16 protein-coding genes and 1 riboswitch are annotated in these 17,481 nt (G+C 70.0%); of the genes, 11 read left to right on the forward strand and 5 right to left on the reverse strand.

Going from position 1 to position 17,481, the window contains the following annotated elements:
- Positions 1 to 7 precede the first annotated feature (7 nt).
- The 6 genes from AC3B6C_RS19565 to AC3B6C_RS19590 all read left to right on the forward strand — a co-directional run bounded on the left by AC3B6C_RS19565 (position 8) and on the right by AC3B6C_RS19590 (position 7,363).
- A complete protein-coding gene (locus AC3B6C_RS19565; RefSeq protein ID WP_010841092.1) occupies positions 8 to 1,000 on the forward strand; it encodes a helix-turn-helix transcriptional regulator in 993 nt (330 codons plus the stop codon).
- A complete protein-coding gene (locus tag AC3B6C_RS19570) occupies positions 1,000 to 1,971 on the forward strand; it encodes a helix-turn-helix transcriptional regulator (RefSeq protein ID WP_488373802.1) in 972 nt (323 codons plus the stop codon). The genes AC3B6C_RS19565 and AC3B6C_RS19570 overlap by 1 nt, the downstream gene beginning before the upstream one ends.
- A 108-nt stretch (positions 1,972 to 2,079) precedes the next feature.
- On the forward strand, positions 2,080 to 2,352 hold the full coding sequence (gene tatA, locus AC3B6C_RS19575) for a Sec-independent protein translocase subunit TatA (RefSeq protein ID WP_010841094.1): 273 nt from the start codon (positions 2,080 to 2,082) through the stop codon (positions 2,350 to 2,352).
- Positions 2,353 to 2,445: 93 nt separating this feature from the next.
- The gene (gene tatC, locus AC3B6C_RS19580) at positions 2,446 to 3,366 is read left to right on the forward strand and encodes a twin-arginine translocase subunit TatC (protein WP_488376312.1); all 921 of its coding nucleotides are present in this window, start codon (positions 2,446 to 2,448) and stop codon (positions 3,364 to 3,366) included.
- A complete protein-coding gene (locus AC3B6C_RS19585; RefSeq protein WP_488373803.1) occupies positions 3,363 to 6,170 on the forward strand; it encodes a DEAD/DEAH box helicase in 2,808 nt (935 codons plus the stop codon). Before tatC ends, AC3B6C_RS19585 begins: the two co-directional genes overlap by 4 nt.
- Positions 6,171 to 6,412: 242 nt before the next feature.
- Positions 6,413 to 7,363, forward strand: coding sequence for a DUF4333 domain-containing protein (locus tag AC3B6C_RS19590; protein ID WP_488373804.1), 951 nt, complete (start codon positions 6,413 to 6,415; stop codon positions 7,361 to 7,363).
- A gap of 228 nt (positions 7,364 to 7,591) precedes the next feature.
- Here the strand turns inward: AC3B6C_RS19590 and AC3B6C_RS19595 are convergent, their stop codons facing one another.
- On the reverse strand, positions 7,592 to 8,548 hold the full coding sequence (locus AC3B6C_RS19595; RefSeq protein WP_488376313.1) for a 5'-3' exonuclease: 957 nt from the start codon (positions 8,546 to 8,548) through the stop codon (positions 7,592 to 7,594).
- A 54-nt stretch (positions 8,549 to 8,602) separates the two neighbouring features.
- On the opposite strand from AC3B6C_RS19595, the gene AC3B6C_RS19600 reads away from it, so the two are divergent.
- Positions 8,603 to 9,784, forward strand: coding sequence for a M24 family metallopeptidase (locus AC3B6C_RS19600; RefSeq protein WP_488373805.1), 1,182 nt, complete (start codon positions 8,603 to 8,605; stop codon positions 9,782 to 9,784).
- Between the two features lie 3 nt (positions 9,785 to 9,787).
- Here the strand turns inward: AC3B6C_RS19600 and AC3B6C_RS19605 are convergent, their stop codons facing one another.
- Complete coding sequence (locus tag AC3B6C_RS19605) at positions 9,788 to 10,204, reverse strand: PPOX class F420-dependent oxidoreductase (protein WP_488373806.1); 417 nt, start codon at positions 10,202 to 10,204, stop codon at positions 9,788 to 9,790.
- Between the two features lie 63 nt (positions 10,205 to 10,267).
- Here AC3B6C_RS19605 and dprE2 point away from each other — a divergent pair, with 63 nt between their 5' ends.
- From dprE2 to AC3B6C_RS19625, 4 genes are read left to right on the forward strand one after another with little or no spacing between them, the layout of a single operon-like run.
- Positions 10,268 to 11,065 carry a decaprenylphospho-beta-D-erythro-pentofuranosid-2-ulose 2-reductase gene (gene dprE2 / locus AC3B6C_RS19610; protein ID WP_044507909.1) on the forward strand — a complete coding sequence of 266 codons (798 nt, stop codon included), beginning with the start codon at positions 10,268 to 10,270 and terminating at the stop codon, positions 11,063 to 11,065.
- Positions 11,062 to 12,360 (forward strand): precorrin-6y C5,15-methyltransferase (decarboxylating) subunit CbiE, encoded by a 1,299-nt coding sequence (gene cbiE, locus AC3B6C_RS19615; RefSeq protein ID WP_488373807.1) that lies wholly within the window; start codon positions 11,062 to 11,064, stop codon positions 12,358 to 12,360. Before dprE2 ends, cbiE begins: the two co-directional genes overlap by 4 nt.
- A complete protein-coding gene (gene cobM / locus AC3B6C_RS19620) occupies positions 12,357 to 13,133 on the forward strand; it encodes a precorrin-4 C(11)-methyltransferase (protein WP_488373808.1) in 777 nt (258 codons plus the stop codon). Before cbiE ends, cobM begins: the two co-directional genes overlap by 4 nt.
- Positions 13,130 to 13,891 (forward strand): cobalt-precorrin-6A reductase, encoded by a 762-nt coding sequence (locus tag AC3B6C_RS19625; RefSeq protein ID WP_488373809.1) that lies wholly within the window; start codon positions 13,130 to 13,132, stop codon positions 13,889 to 13,891. The genes cobM and AC3B6C_RS19625 overlap by 4 nt, the downstream gene beginning before the upstream one ends.
- On the opposite strand, the gene AC3B6C_RS19630 is transcribed toward AC3B6C_RS19625, so the two are convergent.
- Genes AC3B6C_RS19630 through cobG form a run of 3 tightly spaced genes read right to left on the reverse strand, consistent with a single transcriptional unit; the run spans position 13,844 to position 17,293 of the window.
- Positions 13,844 to 15,466 carry a precorrin-2 C(20)-methyltransferase gene (locus tag AC3B6C_RS19630; protein ID WP_044506656.1) on the reverse strand — a complete coding sequence of 541 codons (1,623 nt, stop codon included), beginning with the start codon at positions 15,464 to 15,466 and terminating at the stop codon, positions 13,844 to 13,846. The two genes, AC3B6C_RS19625 and AC3B6C_RS19630, sit on opposite strands and share 48 nt — an antisense overlap.
- A gap of 11 nt (positions 15,467 to 15,477) precedes the next feature.
- On the reverse strand, positions 15,478 to 16,101 hold the full coding sequence (locus AC3B6C_RS19635; protein ID WP_014926749.1) for a precorrin-8X methylmutase: 624 nt from the start codon (positions 16,099 to 16,101) through the stop codon (positions 15,478 to 15,480).
- A gap of 13 nt (positions 16,102 to 16,114) precedes the next feature.
- Positions 16,115 to 17,293, reverse strand: coding sequence for a precorrin-3B synthase (cobG, locus tag AC3B6C_RS19640; RefSeq protein WP_488373810.1), 1,179 nt, complete (start codon positions 17,291 to 17,293; stop codon positions 16,115 to 16,117).
- A gap of 60 nt (positions 17,294 to 17,353) precedes the next feature.
- Positions 17,354 to 17,424, forward strand: a riboswitch (cobalamin riboswitch).
- Positions 17,425 to 17,481 lie beyond the last annotated feature (57 nt).

The following is a 17,481-nucleotide window of genomic DNA, read 5'->3' on the forward strand; positions in this document are numbered from 1 at the left end:
TGACTCGGTGGCAACCCCCAAAGTCGAGCGTCTGCTCAACCTCGTGATCTGCCTGCTGTGGACGCGGCAGTACGTCACCGCGGAGTACATCCGCCGCAACGTTGCCGGCTACTCCGATGACGGACAGTCCGACGAGGCGTTCAACCGGATGTTCGAACGGGACAAGAACGAACTGCGGGATCTCGGGATCCCGCTCGTCACCGGCCGGTCGCCGATGGCGGCCGGTGGCGAGGGATACCGCATCGACCGCGACTCCTACGAATTGCCGGAGATCTCCCTGGAATCCGACGAGGCGGCGGCGATCGCCATGGCCGCCGCGCTGTGGGACACGCCGGAGGTCTCGACGCTGTCGCAGACGGCGATCCTCAAGCTGCGGGCAGCCGGGCTCGACGTCCGTTCCGAGGACGATCTGGGGATCACCACGGGCGGGTCGTCGAGATCACTCGGCTCCGAAGAGGTCATCGCGGGCCTTCTCGCCGCGGTCCAGGACAGACGTGCGGTCGAGTTCCGGCACCGGTCGTCGGCGGCCGCCGCACCGACCACCCGGCGCGTCGAACCGTGGGGAGTCGTGTCGCACCGGGGCCGCTGGTACGTCGTCGGTCACGACCGCGATCGCGACGCCACCCGGACGTTCCGGCTGTCGCGGATCACGGCCGTCTCCGCGGTCGGTGCCGCCGACGCCGTCGTGGTGCCGGCGGGCACCGATCTCCAGCAGATCGTCTCGGCGGCTGTCGATTCCGCTTCTGGTTCCGACGGCCGCACCGCGCGGATCTGGGTCGCGGCCGACCGGGCGTTCGGCCTCCGCCGGGCCGCGACGGCGACCGAGCCCGCCGACCTCGACGGCGATCCCGGCGACATCGTGACCCTGGAGATCCACTCGCTGACCACGGTCGCACGCATGGTCCTGGGTGTGGGCCGCGACGCGGTCGTCCTGGACCCGCCGGAGCTGCGCGACCTCGTCATCGCGAGCCTCGACCGCCTCAGCGGGGTGACGGTCTGATGGCCGCCGCAGCACCGTCCCGCCTCAACCGCCTGCTGGCGATGGTCCCGTACTTCCAGGCCCGCCGCGGCATCTCGATCGTCCAGGCCGCCGCCGAACTCGGTGTGACCCAGGCGCAGCTCACGAAGGATCTCGAACTCCTCTTCGTCTGCGGACTCCCCGGGTACTACCCCGATGACCTCATCGAACTCGAGTTCAGTGAGGGTTACGTGACGGTCGGGTTCACCGCGGGCATGGACCGGCCCCTGCGGCTGACCACCGTGGAGGCCAGCACGCTCCTCGTCGCACTGCGAGCGCTCGTCGAGACGCCGGGCGTCGTCGATGTGGCGGCGGCTCGTCGGGCGATCGCGAAGATCGAGCAAGCGGTGGGTGCGACGGTGCCCGGGGTCGCCGGTGCGTCCGACTCGGCTCCCGATCCGTCGGGGGAGAACCCCACCTACATGACGATCCGCGAGGCCACCAAGCACGCTCGTGCGCTGCGCCTGCGCTACTACTCGGCCGGCCGCGACAGCGTCACCGACCGGGTGGTCGACCCGATCCGTCTGCAGGTCATGGATCAACACACCTATCTCGAGGCGTGGTGCCGGATGGCCGAGGGCGTGCGGTTGTTCCGCTTCGACCGCGTCGACACCGCGTCCGAACTGGACGAACCGAGCCGTCCGCCGGCCGAGGCCGCGTCGTCGAATCAGTCGGTGCTGGTGGCCCAGAACCCCGATCTCCCGGCTGTCGAGATCGAGATCGACGCCGACCATCTGTGGATCCTCGACTACTACCCGCTCGAACCCGTCGAGAAGGTCGAGGACCGGCCCGACGCCGACCTGCCGGTCCGCGCCCGGCTCGTCTACGGCTCGCCGGAGTGGCTCACCCGGTTCCTGCTCGGATTCGGGGGAGCCGTCCGGGTCGTCGACGCGCCGGCCGTCGCCGCAGCGGTCGCCGACACCGCGACCGCGGCACGCAGGCGATATCGCTGAGGACCGCCCACCGCGGGGCCGGGCGGATCATCCGGTCGGGCCCGCTCCCCGCCGGGCGCGTCTCAGGTAGCATTGGACACTGTCTGATCCGAACTGAAGGGTGATCTCATGGGCTTCACGTCATGGTGGCACTGGGCGATCGTTGCCATTGTGCTGCTGATCCTGTTCGGCTCGAAGAAGTTGCCGGACGCCGCCCGAGGTCTGGGACAGTCGCTGCGCATCTTCAAGAGCGAGGTCAAGGAGATGCAGAAGGACGACGACAAGGACTCGCAGGCCACCGCCGACGCGACGCCGGCCGACCCGTCGCGCCGTGAGCTGCCCGCGGGTGACTCCACCCAGCCCGCCACGCAGCGCGACGCCGACGTCAAGAAATCGGCATAGGGGCGCGTCGGAGCATCGCCAGTGCGCACTCTTCCGATTCCCCGACGTCTCGACCCCCGGCAGCGCAAACGAAAGCTCAACCCCGACGGCACCATGTCGTTGGTCGAGCACCTGTACGAGTTGCGCACTCGTATGGTCATCTCGATGCTGGCCATCATCGCCACGACGATCCTCGGGTTCCTCTGGTACAGCCACGGCTTCCTCGGCATCTCCTCGCTCGGCGACATGCTGCGCGGTCCGTACTGTGATCTGCCGCCATCGTCGCGTGCCTCGCTGACCGCCGACGACTCCTGTCGTCTTCTGGCGACCGGCCCGTTCGACCAGTTCATGCTTCGCCTCAAGGTGGCGCTCACCGCCGGTGTCGTCATGGCCTGCCCGGTGTGGATCTACCAGATCTGGCAGTTCATCACCCCCGGTCTCCACGACCACGAACGCCGATACGGCATCCTGTTCGTGGCGATGGCGACGACCCTGTTCGTCAGCGGCGCGGTGCTGGCCTACCTGGTGGTCGCCAAGGCCTTCGACTTCCTGTTGACCGTCGGCAACGAGGTCCAGGTCACGGCCCTGGCCGGTGACCAGTACTTCGGATTCATGCTCAACGTGCTCGTGATCTTCGGCGTGAGTTTCGAACTCCCGCTCCTCATCATCGCGCTCAACGTGGTGGGAGTGCTGACCTACGCCCGGTTGAAGAGCTGGCGGCGCGGCCTCATCTTCACGGTCTTCGTCTTCGCGGCCATCGTCACGCCGGGCCAGGACCCGTTCACGATGCTGGCCCTGGCGCTCGCGCTCACCGTCCTGCTCGAGTTCGCGATCCAGTTCGCGCGCATCTTCGACAAGCGCAAGGCGAAGAAGGCGTCGGCCTGGGCGAACCTTTCCGACGACGAGGCCAGCCCGCTGCCGCCGACGGAGCCGATCGCTCCGGCGTCGCCGATCCCGGCGCCGGCGAACCATGTCGGCGCCGGCGCCACCCGCACGTCGACGCGGGCGCGCGCGACCTTCGACGACGTCCTGTGACACAACTCGACTCGTTCACGTCGAGACTCGCTTTCCGGCTCGACGACTTCCAGCTCCGCGCGTGCGAGGCGCTCGAAGGTGGGCACGGTGTGCTGGTGTGCGCGCCGACCGGCGCGGGCAAGACCATCGTGGGTGAGTTCGCCGTGCATCTGGCGCTGGCCGGGGGCACGAAGTGCTTCTACACCACGCCGATCAAGGCGCTCAGCAATCAGAAGTACAACGACCTGGTGGCGGTCCACGGGACCGAGTCGGTCGGGTTGCTGACCGGCGACAGCTCGATCAACCCCGATGCGCCGGTCGTCGTGATGACGACCGAGGTCGTGCGCAACATGATCTACGCCGAGTCACGAGCTCTGGACGGGTTGTCGCACGTCGTCATGGACGAGGTCCACTTCCTGGCCGACCGGTTCCGCGGGGCGGTGTGGGAAGAAGTCATCCTGCACCTCGAACCATCGGTTCGGGTGGTGAGCCTGTCGGCGACGGTGAGCAACGCCGAGGAGTTCGGCGACTGGATTCAGACGGTTCGCGGCGACACCTCGGTGATCGTGGACGAGCACCGGCCGGTGCCGCTGTCCCAGCACATGCTCGTCGGGCAACGGTTGTTCGACCTGTTCGACCCCGCCGACACCGGTCCGGCACGCAAGGCCGGTACCCGGCCCCGGGTCAATCCGGAGCTGAAACGCCAGATCCGGCACCGGATCCTGATGGCCGACGACGAGCGGGAGTCGTCGCGCGGCCGTGGACGCGGTCGCGGCAGCGGCCCCCGGCGTGACGGACGGGGACCGGCGCTGTCGCGGCCGAACCTCGTCACGCGTCTCGACCGGGAGGGCCTGCTCCCGGCCATCGGCTTCATCTTCTCGCGCGTCGGATGCGACGCCGCCCTGGCGCAGTGTCTGCGGTCGGGTATCTCGCTCCTCACCCCCGTCGAGATCGGCGAGGTCGACGCGATCGTCGACCGCCATCTCACCGAACTGTCGCCGACCGACCTCGATGTGCTGGGTGTGCACGAATGGCGAGAGGGGTTGCGCCGGGGGCTGGCCTCGCACCACGCGGGCATGCTCCCGACGTTCCGGCACACCGTCGAAGAGCTGTTCGTGCGGGGCCTGGTGCGGATGGTGTTCGCCACCGAGACGCTCGCGCTCGGCATCAACATGCCCGCGCGCTCGGTGGTCCTCGAACGTCTCGTCAAGTACAACGGTGAAGCCCATGTCGATCTGACCCCCGGCGAGTTCACGCAGCTGACCGGGCGGGCGGGTCGCCGCGGGATCGACGTCGAGGGCCACGCGGTCGTCGTGTGGACACCCGAGGTTGTCCCGGAGGAGGTGGCCGGCCTCGCCGGCGCGCGTACCTTCCCGCTGCGCAGCTCGTTCTCGCCGGAGTACAACATGGCGGTCAACCTCCTCGGACGGCTGGGCCTCGACGGCGCCCGCGAGCTGCTGCATCGGTCGTTCGCGCAGTTCCAGGCCGACCGGTCGGTCGTCGGGCAGGCGCGCAAACTGGACGAGGCCCAGCGGGCGCTGCGCAAACTCGACGGCGAGCTGGCGCGCACGGCGCAGGCGCGGGGGCTGGAACCTGCTGAGGCCGAAGCTGATTCGGAAGAAGAGCCCTATGCCGGCTTTCTCGGTTACGTCACGCTGCGCGAGGACATCCGCAGCCGCGAACGCGATCTCAAGTTCCGCAGGCGCACCGACACGCACGACGCCATCACCGCGGACCTGGCCGCGCTCAAACGCGGGCATGTCATCGGCGTACCCGTCGGACGGCACCGCGGTCTGGCGGTCATCATCGAACCGGCTACGCAGGCGCAGGATCCCAAGCCGCTCGTACTGACCGAGGACGCCTGGTGCGGTCGCGTCGGTACCCGCGACTTCGTCAATCCGCCCGAGGTGCTGGGCAACATGCGACTGCCGAAGAACGCCGACCGTCGCACCGGTCGCGGCCGACGCGATCTGGCGTCGGCGTTGCGATCGACCGGCATCGAGATGCCGCGCGGACGGCAGAAGAAGCGCGCCGACGCCGCCGACGACACCGAGCTCGCGCGCCTTCGACGCACCCTGCGTGCGCATCCGGCGCATCAGTTGCCGAACGGTGACGAGTTGTTCCGGCTCGCCGAACGCCGCAACCGGTTGCTGCGCGACATCGTCAACGCCGAGCGCAGTATCGGGGACCGGACGTCGACCCTCGGCGTCACGTTCGATCACATCGTCGGTGTCCTCAGCGAGTTGGGCTATCTCGAGCGCGTCGCCGAATCGACCGAGTCCACCGGCCACACGATGCTGGTGACCGACTCGGGCAAGCTGCTCGGCCGCATCTACAGCGAGAGCGACCTGGTGGTGACCGAGTGCATCCGGGCCGGCGTCTGGGACGATCTCTCCGCGCCCGATCTCGCCGCGGTGGTCGCCGCACTGGTCTACGAGAGCCGGCGCGACAGTTACAGCGGAGTCGATGCTCTTCCGGGCAGCAGCTCGATGCGCGCCGCAATGGCGGCGACGGTCGGGATCTGGTCGCGGGTCACCGCGGTGGAGCAGCGGCATCGGGTGAGCCCGACACGCGAACCAGACACCGGATTCTCTGTCGCCGTGGCGACGTGGGCATCGGGCCGTTCGCTCGGCGAGGCCCTGCTCCTGGCAGGCGAACGCGGACAACTGCTCTCGCCGGGGGACTTCGTGCGGTGGAACCGGCAGGTCGTGGATCTTCTCGAACAGATCCGGCTCGGCGTGGGGTCCGACACCCGTCTCGGTGGGACGGCCCGGGCAGCGGTCAAGGCGATCCGTCGCGGGGTGGTCGCCGCCGAACTCGGCTGATCGTTTCAGCCGAACTCGGCTGATCGTTTCGGCCGAGCTCGGGTGCATGCATCGGTCGGTCGGTGGGTGTCGGTTCACCGGACGACGCGCCCGCGGGGCGCGTGCGATGTTTGCTGATAGTCCCAGGCAGCTGAGGTAACGTTCATCCCGCATCCGGTGTCGGCGTGCCCGCCTCGATACCGCCGCGACGTCACAGTTCGCCGACACCCGTCGCCGGGTGAACGGCCGAGTGGGAGGGATTCATGACCGACCCGTACAACCCCAACCCGTCCCAACCGAATCCCCCCGGCCCACATTCTTCCGGCCCCGATCCGCAGGCCGGCCCGCGAGCGTCCGGTGACCAGTCGGGTCCGGACGGCAAGACCGAGATCGTGAACCTCCCCGGCGCCGGCCAGGCCGGCGCACCACCGGCCGACCCGACCACCATGGCGCCGAACCCGGCCGCGCAGACCCCGGGTTACGGCCAGCCGCAACAGGATCCGTATCAGCAGAACCCGTATCAGCAACCAGCTGGACCTGCGGGCCAGCCTCCCCATTCCGGTCCGGCCCAGTCCCAGCCGACGCAGGTCGGCAACCCCGGACAGTACGGTCAGCCCGGTGGTCAACAGTATGGCCAGCCGGGTGCCCAGTACGGCGCCGAGCAGTACGGTGCACCGGGGCAGTACGGGGCCCCAGGTCAATACGGGTCCGGCCAATACGGGGCGCCCGGACAGGGGCAGTACGGCCAGCAGCCCTACGGCCAGAACCCGCAGGGCGCCACGGGACCGAATGCGCAGAACCCCTACGGTCAACAGCCCTACGGTCAGAACCAGTACGGTCAGAATCCGTACGGTGGCGGCGATCAGTTCAGCGGGATGGCGGCCGGGAAGTCGAACAAGACCGCCCGGACACTGATGTTCGTCGGCGGCGGCGCGCTGATCCTCATCGCCGCGATCGTGCTGATCACCGCGTTCCTCTTTCCCGGGTGGGCACCGAAGAACCTCGACCAGCAGGCTGCGCAGGACGGTGTGCAGCAGATCCTCACCGAGGATTATCAGGCCAGCGACGTCTCCGATGTGCAGTGCCCGTCGGGTCAGCGGGTCGAGACCGGTGCGTCGTTCACCTGCTCGGTCACCGTCGGCGGTCAGCAGCAGCAGGTCACCGTCACGTTCATCGACGACGACGGCCGCTACGAGGTCTCACGCCCGAGCTGACCGGCAAGGAGCCTCAGCCGGCTGTCACCTAAGTATCTGCGGCCTGGCGGCCGTCGTGGACTACGAAAGAACCTTAGTGAGCGTCCGAATTCTCTGCTCCCTGAGGTGCGAGCGAAGCGAGCCACGAAGGGCATCGCAACGTGCCTCACCAGGCCCTTCGAGGCTCGTCGCTATCGCTCCTCGCACCTCAGGGACCAGGGGTTATGCGGTTCTCTCGGATTAGGGGCCTCAACCGGCCTGGGGCCAGTCGAGGGCCTTGGCCAGCCGCCCCACCGACGCCCCGATTCCCAGTTCCTCGACGAGTTCGGCGAGGGCCGCGGGGTCGGCGGGCTCGTCCGGGAGTACATCCGGGCCGCTGTCGATCGTCTCGGCGTCGGTGCGCACCGAGACGACGATTCGCGCCGCCTGCAGGTAGTCGACCGACGCGAGCAGCGATTTCCGGCTCCGGGTCGGCACCCCCGACGACGGGTCGGCGGCAGCTGCCTCGAGTGCATCAAGGCTGCCGTACTCGCTGATCAGCTTCGCCGCGGTCTTCTCACCGATGCCGGCCACGCCCGGCAGCCCGTCCGAGGGATCCCCGCGCAACATCGACATCTCCGCGTAGCCGATCCCGGCGCGATCGACCGGCACGCCGTACTTCTCGGCGACCTCCACCGGCCCCATCATCTCGGCCTTGGCCAGGCCGCGGCCGACGTACAGGACGCGCACCGGGACCGGATCATCGGCGACCACCTGCAGCAGGTCCCGATCACCGCTGACCACGATGACCGGATCCTCCGCCTCGTCATAGGCGAGCGTGCCGATCACGTCGTCGGCCTCACAACCGACGGCGCCCGAGGTCGCGATACCCGAAGCCGCCAGGACGGCCATGATCATGTCGACCTGCGGGGTGAGCGTGTCGGGCACCTCTTCGACGTCGATGTCCCTGCCCTCGACGTCGGTACCGCCGTCGGGAACCGCCACCCGGTGGGCCTTGTAGGTGGGGATCAGGTCGGTGCGGAACTCCGGGCGCCAGTCCAGGTCCAGGCACACCACCAGTCGCGTGGGTCGTTCGCGCACCACGAGATTGGCGATCGTGTCGAGGAAGCCCCGCACCGCGTTGACCGGGCGTCCGTCCGGGCTGGTCATCTTCTCCGGCAGGGCGAAGAACGATCGGAACCACAGGCTCGCGCCGTCGAGCAGCATCAACGAATCCGTCACCCCCACACTCTGTCATGAGTCGGCGGTAGTCTTCGTCGCATGGCATCTGGGACCGGAACAGCACGGGTGGCGACGTCGGAGGCAGGGGCGGGGGCCGCGCCGCTCTTCGGCGCAGAGGTGTACCGCGACCGGGTTCGCCGTGCCGCCGAACTCACCCGCGCCGCGGATCTGGACGCGCTCGTCGTCGCTCCCGGACCGGACCTGCGCTACCTGGTCGGGTCACGGGCGGAGACCTTCGAACGGCTCACCGCGCTCGTGATCCCCGCGACCGGCGACCCACGGCTCGTGATCGCGCGCCTCGAGGTCCCGTCGCTGTCCTCCTCGGCGGTCGGCGATCTCGACATCGAGGTGGCCGACTGGGTCGACGGCGACGACGCCCATGCGCTGGCACTGGCCGGGTTGCCCTCGCAGCCGCGCATCGCCGTCTCCGACTCCATGCCCGCCCTGCACGTGATCCCGCTCGCCCGGCACACCGGCGCCACACCGCAATTGGCGACCGACGTACTGCGCGAGCTCCGAATGATCAAGGATGCCGCGGAAATCGACGCACTCCGCCGTGCGGGTGCCGCGATCGACCGGGTGCACGCGCGGATGGGCGACTGGTTGATCCCCGGCCGCACCGAACGCGAGGTCGCCGCCGACATCGCCGCCGCGATCCTCGAGGAGGGGCACACCGAGGCGGCGTTCATCATCGTCGGGTCCGGTCCCAACGGCGCCGATCCCCACCACGAGTTCTCCGACCGGGTCATCGAGCGGTCCGACATCGTCGTCGTCGACATCGGCGGTCCGGTAGAGCCGGGCTACAACTCCGACTCCACGCGCACCTACTGCTTCGACGACCCGCCCGCCGACATCGCCGATGCATACGCCGGGCTGCTCGAGGCGCAGCGTGCGGCCGTGGCCGCCGTCCGGCCCGGGGTGAGCGCGTCGTCGATCGATGCCGCGGCTCGCGATCTCCTCGCCGCACGCGGCCTGGCCGAGCGGTTCATCCACCGCACCGGGCACGGGATCGGGCTGTCGGTGCACGAGGAGCCCTACATCGTCGGCGGCAACGACATCCCGCTGCGGGCCGGAATGGCGTTCAGCGTGGAGCCGGGGGTGTACGTGTCCGGGCATTGGGGAGCCCGGATCGAGGACATCGTGATCGTCACCGACGACGGCTGCGAGTCCGTCAACAACCGCCCGCATGAACTGGTCCGGCTGGACGGATCGAACTCCTAGGGGTCAGGCCGGCCGCGACTCGCTGAACAGCGACGCCGAACCCAGTACGCGGCTCACCCTGATCTCGATCACCACGCGGCGGGGATTCGGCCGGGGTTCCCGGTATCGCTGCGCGTAGCGCTGCTCGGCCTCACGGACCTGGTCGGGTTCGCGGCGGACGGTCGCGGGTCCCTCGAGGGTCAGCCAGCGCGGGCCGTCGACGTTGGTGACTGCCGCATATCCGCCGCGCTCGGTGTTGCGGACCTTCTGATTGCCGTCGGAGGTGATGACCCGGGCGAGGCCGGCGTCGGGATCCCAGGTGAATCCGACCGCGACGGCATGCGGGGTGCCGTCGGCGCGCAGGGTGGTGAGGGTGCCGAGGTGGCGTTCGGTGAGGAACGCGAGGGCATCGGATCCGAGGTCGGCGGCGGTGCGGGGCATGGCCCCACGGTAGTGGCGACGGCGCGCACGACCGGTCTCGGGGCCGATGCGATACTGCTAGCCATGGCGTCACGCAGCAAAGGGGCATCAGCGGGTCCGGATTCCGACCCGGTCGGTGCCCTCGTCCTGTTCGGCGGCCGCAGTGAGATCGGCGTGGCCACCGCCGCGCGTCTCGCGTCCGGGCGGACGGTCGTCCTGGCGGCCCGCCGTCCCGACGACCTGGGCGACGAGTCGGCACGACTGCTCGAGGCCGGGGCGGTCGCGGTACACACCGTGGCTTTCGACGCGAACGACACCGACACCCATCCCGCGCTCGTCGAATCGCTGTCCGAACGGTTCGGTCCGATCGGGATCGCGATCGTCGCGTTCGGCATCCTCGGTGACCAGGCCCGGGCCGAAACCGATGTGGCACACGCACTTCAGATCGCGCACACCGATTACTACGCGCACGTCAGCGTGCTGACACCGCTCGCATCGGTGCTGCGCGCTCAGGCCTCCGGGACGATCATCGTCTTCTCCTCGGTGGCCGGCATCCGGGTGCGCCGGGCCAACTACGTCTACGGCTCGACCAAGGCCGGACTCGACGGGTTCGCCAGCGGTCTCGCAGATGCGTTGCACGGCAGCGGTGCTCGTCTGCTGCTGGCGCGCCCCGGCTTCGTGGTCGGCGCGATGACCCGCGACCTGATGGACTCCGGCGTGAAACCGGCTCCGTTGTCCCGCAATCCCGAGCAGGTTGCCGACGCCGTGGCGCACGCGTACCGCAAGGGACGCGGCGAGGTCTGGATCCCGGGGGTGCTACGTCCCGTGTTCTTCGGTATGCGGCTGCTGCCACGCGCGGTGTGGCGGAGGCTTCCCCGATGAGGTCACCGGGGGCAGCCGTCACGTCGACGGTCCCCACATCCGAGTTCGTGGTGGTCGGCATCGGTGCCGACGGCTGGCCCGGCCTCGGTGAGCCGGCACGCGACGAGTTACGCCGTGCACGGGTGATCTACGGCGCTGCACGGCAATTGGCGCTTCTCGACGGTGCTGCGCCCCGACTCGGTGCACAACTGCGGCCGTGGCGCTCACCGATGTCGGAGCACCTGGCCGAGCTCGTCGAGACGGGGGGCGTCGACGACGCCCACCCGGACACCGTGCACATCCTCGCCAGCGGCGACCCGATGTTCCACGGGGTCGGCGCGAGCATCGTCGCCCGCGTGGGTGCCGACCGGGTGCGGGTATATCCGGCCGTGTCGAGTGCGAGTCTGGCCTGCGCGCGCCTCGGCTGGGACCTTGCGACGACCCGGATCGTCAGCGCGGTTCGCACCGAGCCGGGCGTCGTGCTCGGCGAGGTCACCGACGGTGCTCGCGTGCTGGTCCTGAGCCGCGACGAGACCACTCCCGCCGCCGTCGCCGAACTCCTCACAGATGCCGGTTTCGGTGCGTCGGCGATGACCGTCCTCGAGCAGCTCGGTGGCCCCGCCGAACAGATCGCCACCGACACCGCGGAGGGCTGGCACCGCAGGGCCGGCGATTCGCTGAACATCGTCGCCGTCGACTGCGTCGGACCACACCGGACCCGGCTTCCCGGTCGGGCGGACGAGGCCTACGAGCATGACGGCCAGATCACCAAGTCGACGATCCGCGCCCTCACCGTCTGCGCGCTCGCGCCGGCCGGGGCGCAGATCCTCTGGGACATCGGGGCCGGGTCGGGCAGCGTCGCGATCGAATGGTTACGCGCCGACGACCGCGGACTCGCGGTCGCCTTCGAGCGCGACCCCGAGCGCGCCGATCGGTTGCGACGCAATGCCGCTCGTCACGGCGTGGCGCACCGGCTCTCGGTGCGAGGACCGGCTCCCGACGAGCTGGCCGACGCGCCGGAACCCGATGCGGTCTTCATCGGCGGCGGACTGGACGAGGAGATCCTCGCGCTCGCCTGGGATGCGCTGGCGGATTCGGGCCGGCTCGTGGTGAACGCGGTGACCGTCGAGAACCAGGCCCTCGTGACACAACGGCACGCCGACCAGGGCGGTACCCTGCGGCGCCTGTCGGTGGAGACCGTCGCGCCCCTCGGCACGATGACCACCTGGCGTCCGGCCCTCCCGATCGTGCAGTGGTCTGTCGACAAACCGACGACGGGGCTTCCGGATGCCGGTCTCGCGGAGGCTGTCCGATGACCGTGTACTTCATCGGCGCCGGGCCGGGGGCGCCCGACCTGATCACGCTGCGGGGAGCACGGGTGCTCGGGGAGTGCGAGACCTGTGTCTACGCCGGATCGTTGGTGCCCGCCGAGCTTCTCGCACTGTGTCCCGAGGGTGCCGAACTCGTCGACACCGCCCGGATGCCGTTGTCGGACATCATCGATGTCATCGCGGCCGCCGACGCACGGGGGCATGACGTGGCCCGCCTGCACTCGGGTGATCTCGCCGTCTACTCGGCGATGTCCGAGCAACAGCGTGAACTGACCGCACGCGGTATCCCTCATCAGATCGTGCCCGGTGTGCCGGCGTTCGCGGCCGCCGCGGCCGCACTCGACACCGAACTCACCGTGCCGGGCGTCGGCCAGAGCCTGTTGATCACGCGCGTGTCGACACTGTCGACGGACATGCCGCCGGGGGAGGACCTCGCGAGCCTCGCCATGACCGGAGTGACACTCGCACTGCATCTCGCGGCACATCGCGCGGAACAGATCGTGGAGGCGCTCACCCCGCACTACGGCAGCGACTGCCCCACCGCGACAGTTGCTTTCGCCAGTCGCGAGAACGAGCAGATCGTGCGCTGCCCGTTGTCCCGGTTGCCCGAGACCCTGGACGCCGCCGACATCCGCAAGACCGCGGTCATCTTCGTCGGGCGTGTGCTGGATCCGTCGACATCGGACGCCACCGACAGCTACCTGTACTCGCATGCGCGGATGACCAAACTCCGCGCCGACCGCGACTCGTCGCGGTGAACGGTTCCGCCCCGGATCCCACCGAGCATGTGCTCATCCTCGGCGGAACGGGGGAGGCGCGTGCGCTGGCCTCGAGTCTGGCCGAGTCCGGCATCGAGTTCATCAGCTCACTCGCGGGTCGGGTCAACGACCCTCGCCTGCCGGTCGGTCCCGTGCGAATCGGCGGGTTCGGCGGAACCGAAGGGCTCCGGGACTGGCTGCGGAGCAATCGGATTCGTGCGGTGGTCGACGCCACCCACCCGTTCGCCGCGACCATCACCCGCAACGCTGCTCGGGCCGCCGCCGATGCGGGTGTCCCGCTGCTGCGGTTGCGCCGGGACCCGTGGGTGCCCGGGGACACCGACACGTGGACCCGCGTACCCGACCTCCCCTCGGCCGCGCGGGAGGTGGACGCCCGTGGCGGACGTGTCTTCCTGACCACCGGTCGCCAGGATGTCGGCGTCTTCGCGGGGATCCGTTCGGCGTGGTTTCTGATCCGGGTCGTCGACGCCCCGACCGGAGCGCTTCCGCCCCGCCACGAGGTGTTGCGTTCGCGCGGTCCCTACGACCATGCCTCGGAGTCGAGGCTGTTGCGCGACAACGACATCGACCTACTGGTCACCAAGAACAGCGGCGGATCACTGACCTCGGCGAAGCTGGTGGCCGCGGCCGAACTGGGGATCGAGGTCATCATGGTCGACCGGCCCGCCGAACCCGACTCGCCGGTCGTCTCAGATGTCGGTGCCGCCCGGCACTGGCTCGAGGCGCTGCTCGACTGACTGATCGGCAGTCTCATCGGCGCTGTCCACCGGGCGGTGACTGCGTGGCGTGAACACCAGCGCACCCGCCGCGCGCGGGACCACCCTCGTCGCCGACGACCCGATGATGATCATGGTCCGCATGTCCACGACGGCGGGATCGAAATCCGCGACCGTGGTGATGGTGAGCTGCTCTTCCGGACCGCCGACATCCCGACCGAGCACGACGACGCGATCGGGCGACACCGTCTGGGCGAGGGTGTGCTGGAGGGCGCCGACCTGCCAGGTGCGGCTCGCCGACCCCGGGTTGTAGATGGCGATCACCAGGTCGGCACCGAGGGCGGCGCGGATGCGCCGTTCGATGACCGACCACGGCTTGAGCCGGTCGGAGAGCGAGATGATCGCGAAATCGTGCCCGAGCGGCGCTCCGACCGCCGCGGCGACGGCGGTGGCTGCGGTGACGCCGGGCACCACGCGTACCGGCACCTCGTGCCACCGCGGTTGCGCGGCGACCTCGGCGACCGCGGCGGCCATCGCGAACACGCCGGGATCGCCGGACGAGACGACGGCGACGCGAGCGCCGCGGCGGGCGAGATCCAGTGCGAACTCGGCGCGCTCGGCCTCGACCCGGTTGTCGCTCGCGTGCACTCGCTGACCCGGGCGCGGGGTGACGCGCTTGAGGTAGGTGGTGTACCCGACGAGGTCGGTGGCCGTGGCGAGCTCGGCGCGCACCTCGGGGGTGGTCCAGCTGTCGTGACCCGGTCCGAGTCCGACGACGACGAGCTCACCGGGGACCGGCTTCGGCTCGAACATCGGATTGTTGCGGCGTCCGGGGACGACGAGGATGGAGAAGTACGGCACCTCCGCGGGATCCACGTCGGCCGCCGGCAGCACCCGTTCGACCGTCGTGGAGGCGCGTTCGACATAGAACGCCTCGTCGAGACGCCCGGCCTCGCGGAGTGCATCGCGCACCCGCTCGAACGTGCGACCGAGCTTCATCACCACGATCGCGTCCGCGGAACGGAACCGGAAGAGCAGTTCCGAGGTCGACGCCGTACCCGGAACGACCGTCAGGGTCTCCTCGCCTTCGACGAGCGGGACCCCGGTCGCCGCCGACGCCGCGCTGACCGAGGTGACACCGGGCACGATCTCGGCGTCGAAGTGCGGCGACAGGCGCTTGTGCATGTGCATGTAGGAGCTGTAGAAGAGCGGGTCACCCTCGGCGAGGAGGACGACGTCGCGGCCGGCACGCAGGTGCACCGCGAGGCGTTCGGCGCTCTGGGCGTAGAAGTCGTCGAGCGCGCCCTGGTAGCCGCCCGGATGGTCGGTGGTCTCGGTGGTGACCGGGTACATCAGACGTTCCTCGGTCTGGCCGTCGCGCAGGTACGGTTCGGCGACCGACCTCGCGATGCTGTTGCCATGGCGCGCAGAGTGATACGCGATCACGTCCGCGGTGCTGATGAGGCGGGCGGCCTTCACGGTCATCAGTTCGCTGTCGCCCGGGCCCAGGCCGATGCCGTAGAGCGTGCCCTGGCGAGACGCGTTCCCGGCCGTCGAGGTGCCGTCCGGGTTCGTCGAGGTGCTGTGAGAATTCATGGGAGCCACCATCATTCCTGCGGGGTCGCGAGCGCGTTGACCGCGGCCGCGGTGATCGCCGAGCCACCGCGCCGGCCCGTGACCGTGATGAATTCGAGGTCGTCGCGCTCGGCGAGTGCAGCGCAGGACTCGACTGCGCCGACGAAACCGACGGGTGCCCCGACGATGGCGGCGGGCCGCGGTGCACCGTCGTCGATCATGTCCAGGAGCGCGAACAGTGCGGTCGGCGCGTTGCCGATCGCGACCACCGCGCCTTCCAGGCGTGGGAGCCAGAACTGCAGTGCGGCAGCGGTTCTCGTGGTTTCCATCTGCTCGGCGAGCGACGGGAGGGTGGGTTCGGACAGGTGGCAGAGCACCTCGTTGTCCGCGGGCAGACGCTTGCGCGTGATCCCGGAGGCCACCATGTTGGCGTCGCAGAGGATCGGGGCGCCGGCCGCGAGCGCACCGCGCGCAGCGGCCACGACACCGGGCGTCGCGACGACGTCACGCGTCAGGTCGGTCTGGCCACACGCGTGGATCATTCGGACGACCACGGTCGCCACGTCGGGCGCGAAGGCGGAGAGGTCGGACTCGGCGCGGATCGTGGCGAAGGACTGGCGGTAGATCGCGGCGCCGTCACGCAGGTACTCGGTCATGGTGTTGACGAGCCTAACGGCGCCGCCGTTCGTATCCGCCGTCGGGCGTGGCCTGCACCGAGACGTGTGATTCGGCCGGCGATCCGCAACCCCGGGCACAACCCACCCAGTGTTCGCGTTCGTCGACAGGGTCGCCGTCCCGCACCCGGGCCATCAGGTCGTCCCGGACCGGGGCGTGCGCGGACGAGCATCCCGGGGCCCCGACGCAGCAGCTGACGGATGCCCAGGGCGAGGCGGCGTCGAAGATCAGGCCCATCGGGGCCAGCACGCGGACGACCGTCTCGGCCACGCCCTCGTCGAGGTCGCACAGCAGGATCTCGCGGTCGGGTGTGAAGACGACCGGCGCCTGTACAGCCGCGATGAACTCGGCCAGCCGGGCCGGCAGCCGTCCCAGTTCGACGACCGCGCCGAGCAGTACCGCTCCGTCGTCCTGGTCGAACCAGCCGACGATCGGTTCTCGGGTCACGACCGGCGCGGCGTCGGGGTCGTCGCCGATCACGGGGTCGAGTGACGACGTGGCGAGATCGGCGAGCCGGCGCCGGGAGTCGGCGTCGAGGTCGCGCACCCGCCACGCGCCGGGCGCGACGTCGCCCAGACCGGCGGCCACCGCGATCAGAGCACGCACGATCGCTTCCGAACCGGTGGCCGAGCCGACCGGGACCCCGCCGATGACGATGTCGGCCGCGAGGGGAGTGTCGGCCACGACAGAGCTGCCGGCCCGGATCACCGCGCAGGCATCCGGCCGCCGGGCGGCGATGTCCCCGCGGCCGTCGTCGATGCCGAACAGGAACCGGCCCGACAGGGACGCCGCGGCCGGATCGGCACGCAAGGCGTCGTCAAGTGCCGCGGCGAGGGGCCGTGCGTCGGCGATCCCGCCGATACGGCCCGTGAGCGGGCTGAGCTCGATGTTGCGCACCTTGTCGTGGGTGCTGCTCGGCGCGAGTCCGGCGGCGACGACCGCCTCGGCGACGGCCTCGACGTCGGTGATCCCGCGCAACTGGAGATTGCCGCGCACCGTCAGCTCGAGGTGTCCGTCGGCATGTTCGGCCGCCGCCCGGGCGAGCAGCTCCAGCTGGTCCGGACGGATTCGACCGCCCGGCAGCCGGACCCGGGCCAGCGCGCCGTCGGCCGCCGGATGCGTGTCGAAGACCCCCGGGCAACGGTCGGCGGCGGGCCGGGCTGGCTGGTTCATCCCACCAGCCTACGACCGGCTCGTGCGGTGGCCGTAGGCTGAACGCACCGCGAGCGGGCTGAAGCCGGTGCGATTCCGGCGCGGTCGCGCCACTGTGATCGGGGGCCGGGATCGACCGGCCATCCGGGAGTCAGACCAGTCCCTCGCACTGCACCCGCCGTACACGGCACCGACACGCACCGGGCGCG

It is taken from the genome of Gordonia sp. 11cp, assembly GCF_057767225.1.

Coding starts and splice junctions, on each gene's coding strand:
- cobG (WP_488373810.1), bottom strand. CDS start 17,293: ATGAACCAGCCAGCCCGGCCCGCCGCCGACCGTTGCCCGGGGGTCTTC.
- tatA (WP_010841094.1), top strand. CDS start 2,080: ATGGGCTTCACGTCATGGTGGCACTGGGCGATCGTTGCCATTGTGCTG.
- AC3B6C_RS19570 (WP_488373802.1), top strand. CDS start 1,000: ATGGCCGCCGCAGCACCGTCCCGCCTCAACCGCCTGCTGGCGATGGTC.
- AC3B6C_RS19605 (WP_488373806.1), bottom strand. CDS start 10,204: ATGCCCCGCACCGCCGCCGACCTCGGATCCGATGCCCTCGCGTTCCTC.
- dprE2 (WP_044507909.1), top strand. CDS start 10,268: ATGGCGTCACGCAGCAAAGGGGCATCAGCGGGTCCGGATTCCGACCCG.
- AC3B6C_RS19630 (WP_044506656.1), bottom strand. CDS start 15,466: ATGAATTCTCACAGCACCTCGACGAACCCGGACGGCACCTCGACGGCC.
- AC3B6C_RS19600 (WP_488373805.1), top strand. CDS start 8,603: ATGGCATCTGGGACCGGAACAGCACGGGTGGCGACGTCGGAGGCAGGG.
- tatC (WP_488376312.1), top strand. CDS start 2,446: ATGTCGTTGGTCGAGCACCTGTACGAGTTGCGCACTCGTATGGTCATC.
- cbiE (WP_488373807.1), top strand. CDS start 11,062: ATGAGGTCACCGGGGGCAGCCGTCACGTCGACGGTCCCCACATCCGAG.
- AC3B6C_RS19590 (WP_488373804.1), top strand. CDS start 6,413: ATGACCGACCCGTACAACCCCAACCCGTCCCAACCGAATCCCCCCGGC.
- cobM (WP_488373808.1), top strand. CDS start 12,357: ATGACCGTGTACTTCATCGGCGCCGGGCCGGGGGCGCCCGACCTGATC.
- AC3B6C_RS19635 (WP_014926749.1), bottom strand. CDS start 16,101: ATGACCGAGTACCTGCGTGACGGCGCCGCGATCTACCGCCAGTCCTTC.
- AC3B6C_RS19595 (WP_488376313.1), bottom strand. CDS start 8,548: ATGCTGCTCGACGGCGCGAGCCTGTGGTTCCGATCGTTCTTCGCCCTG.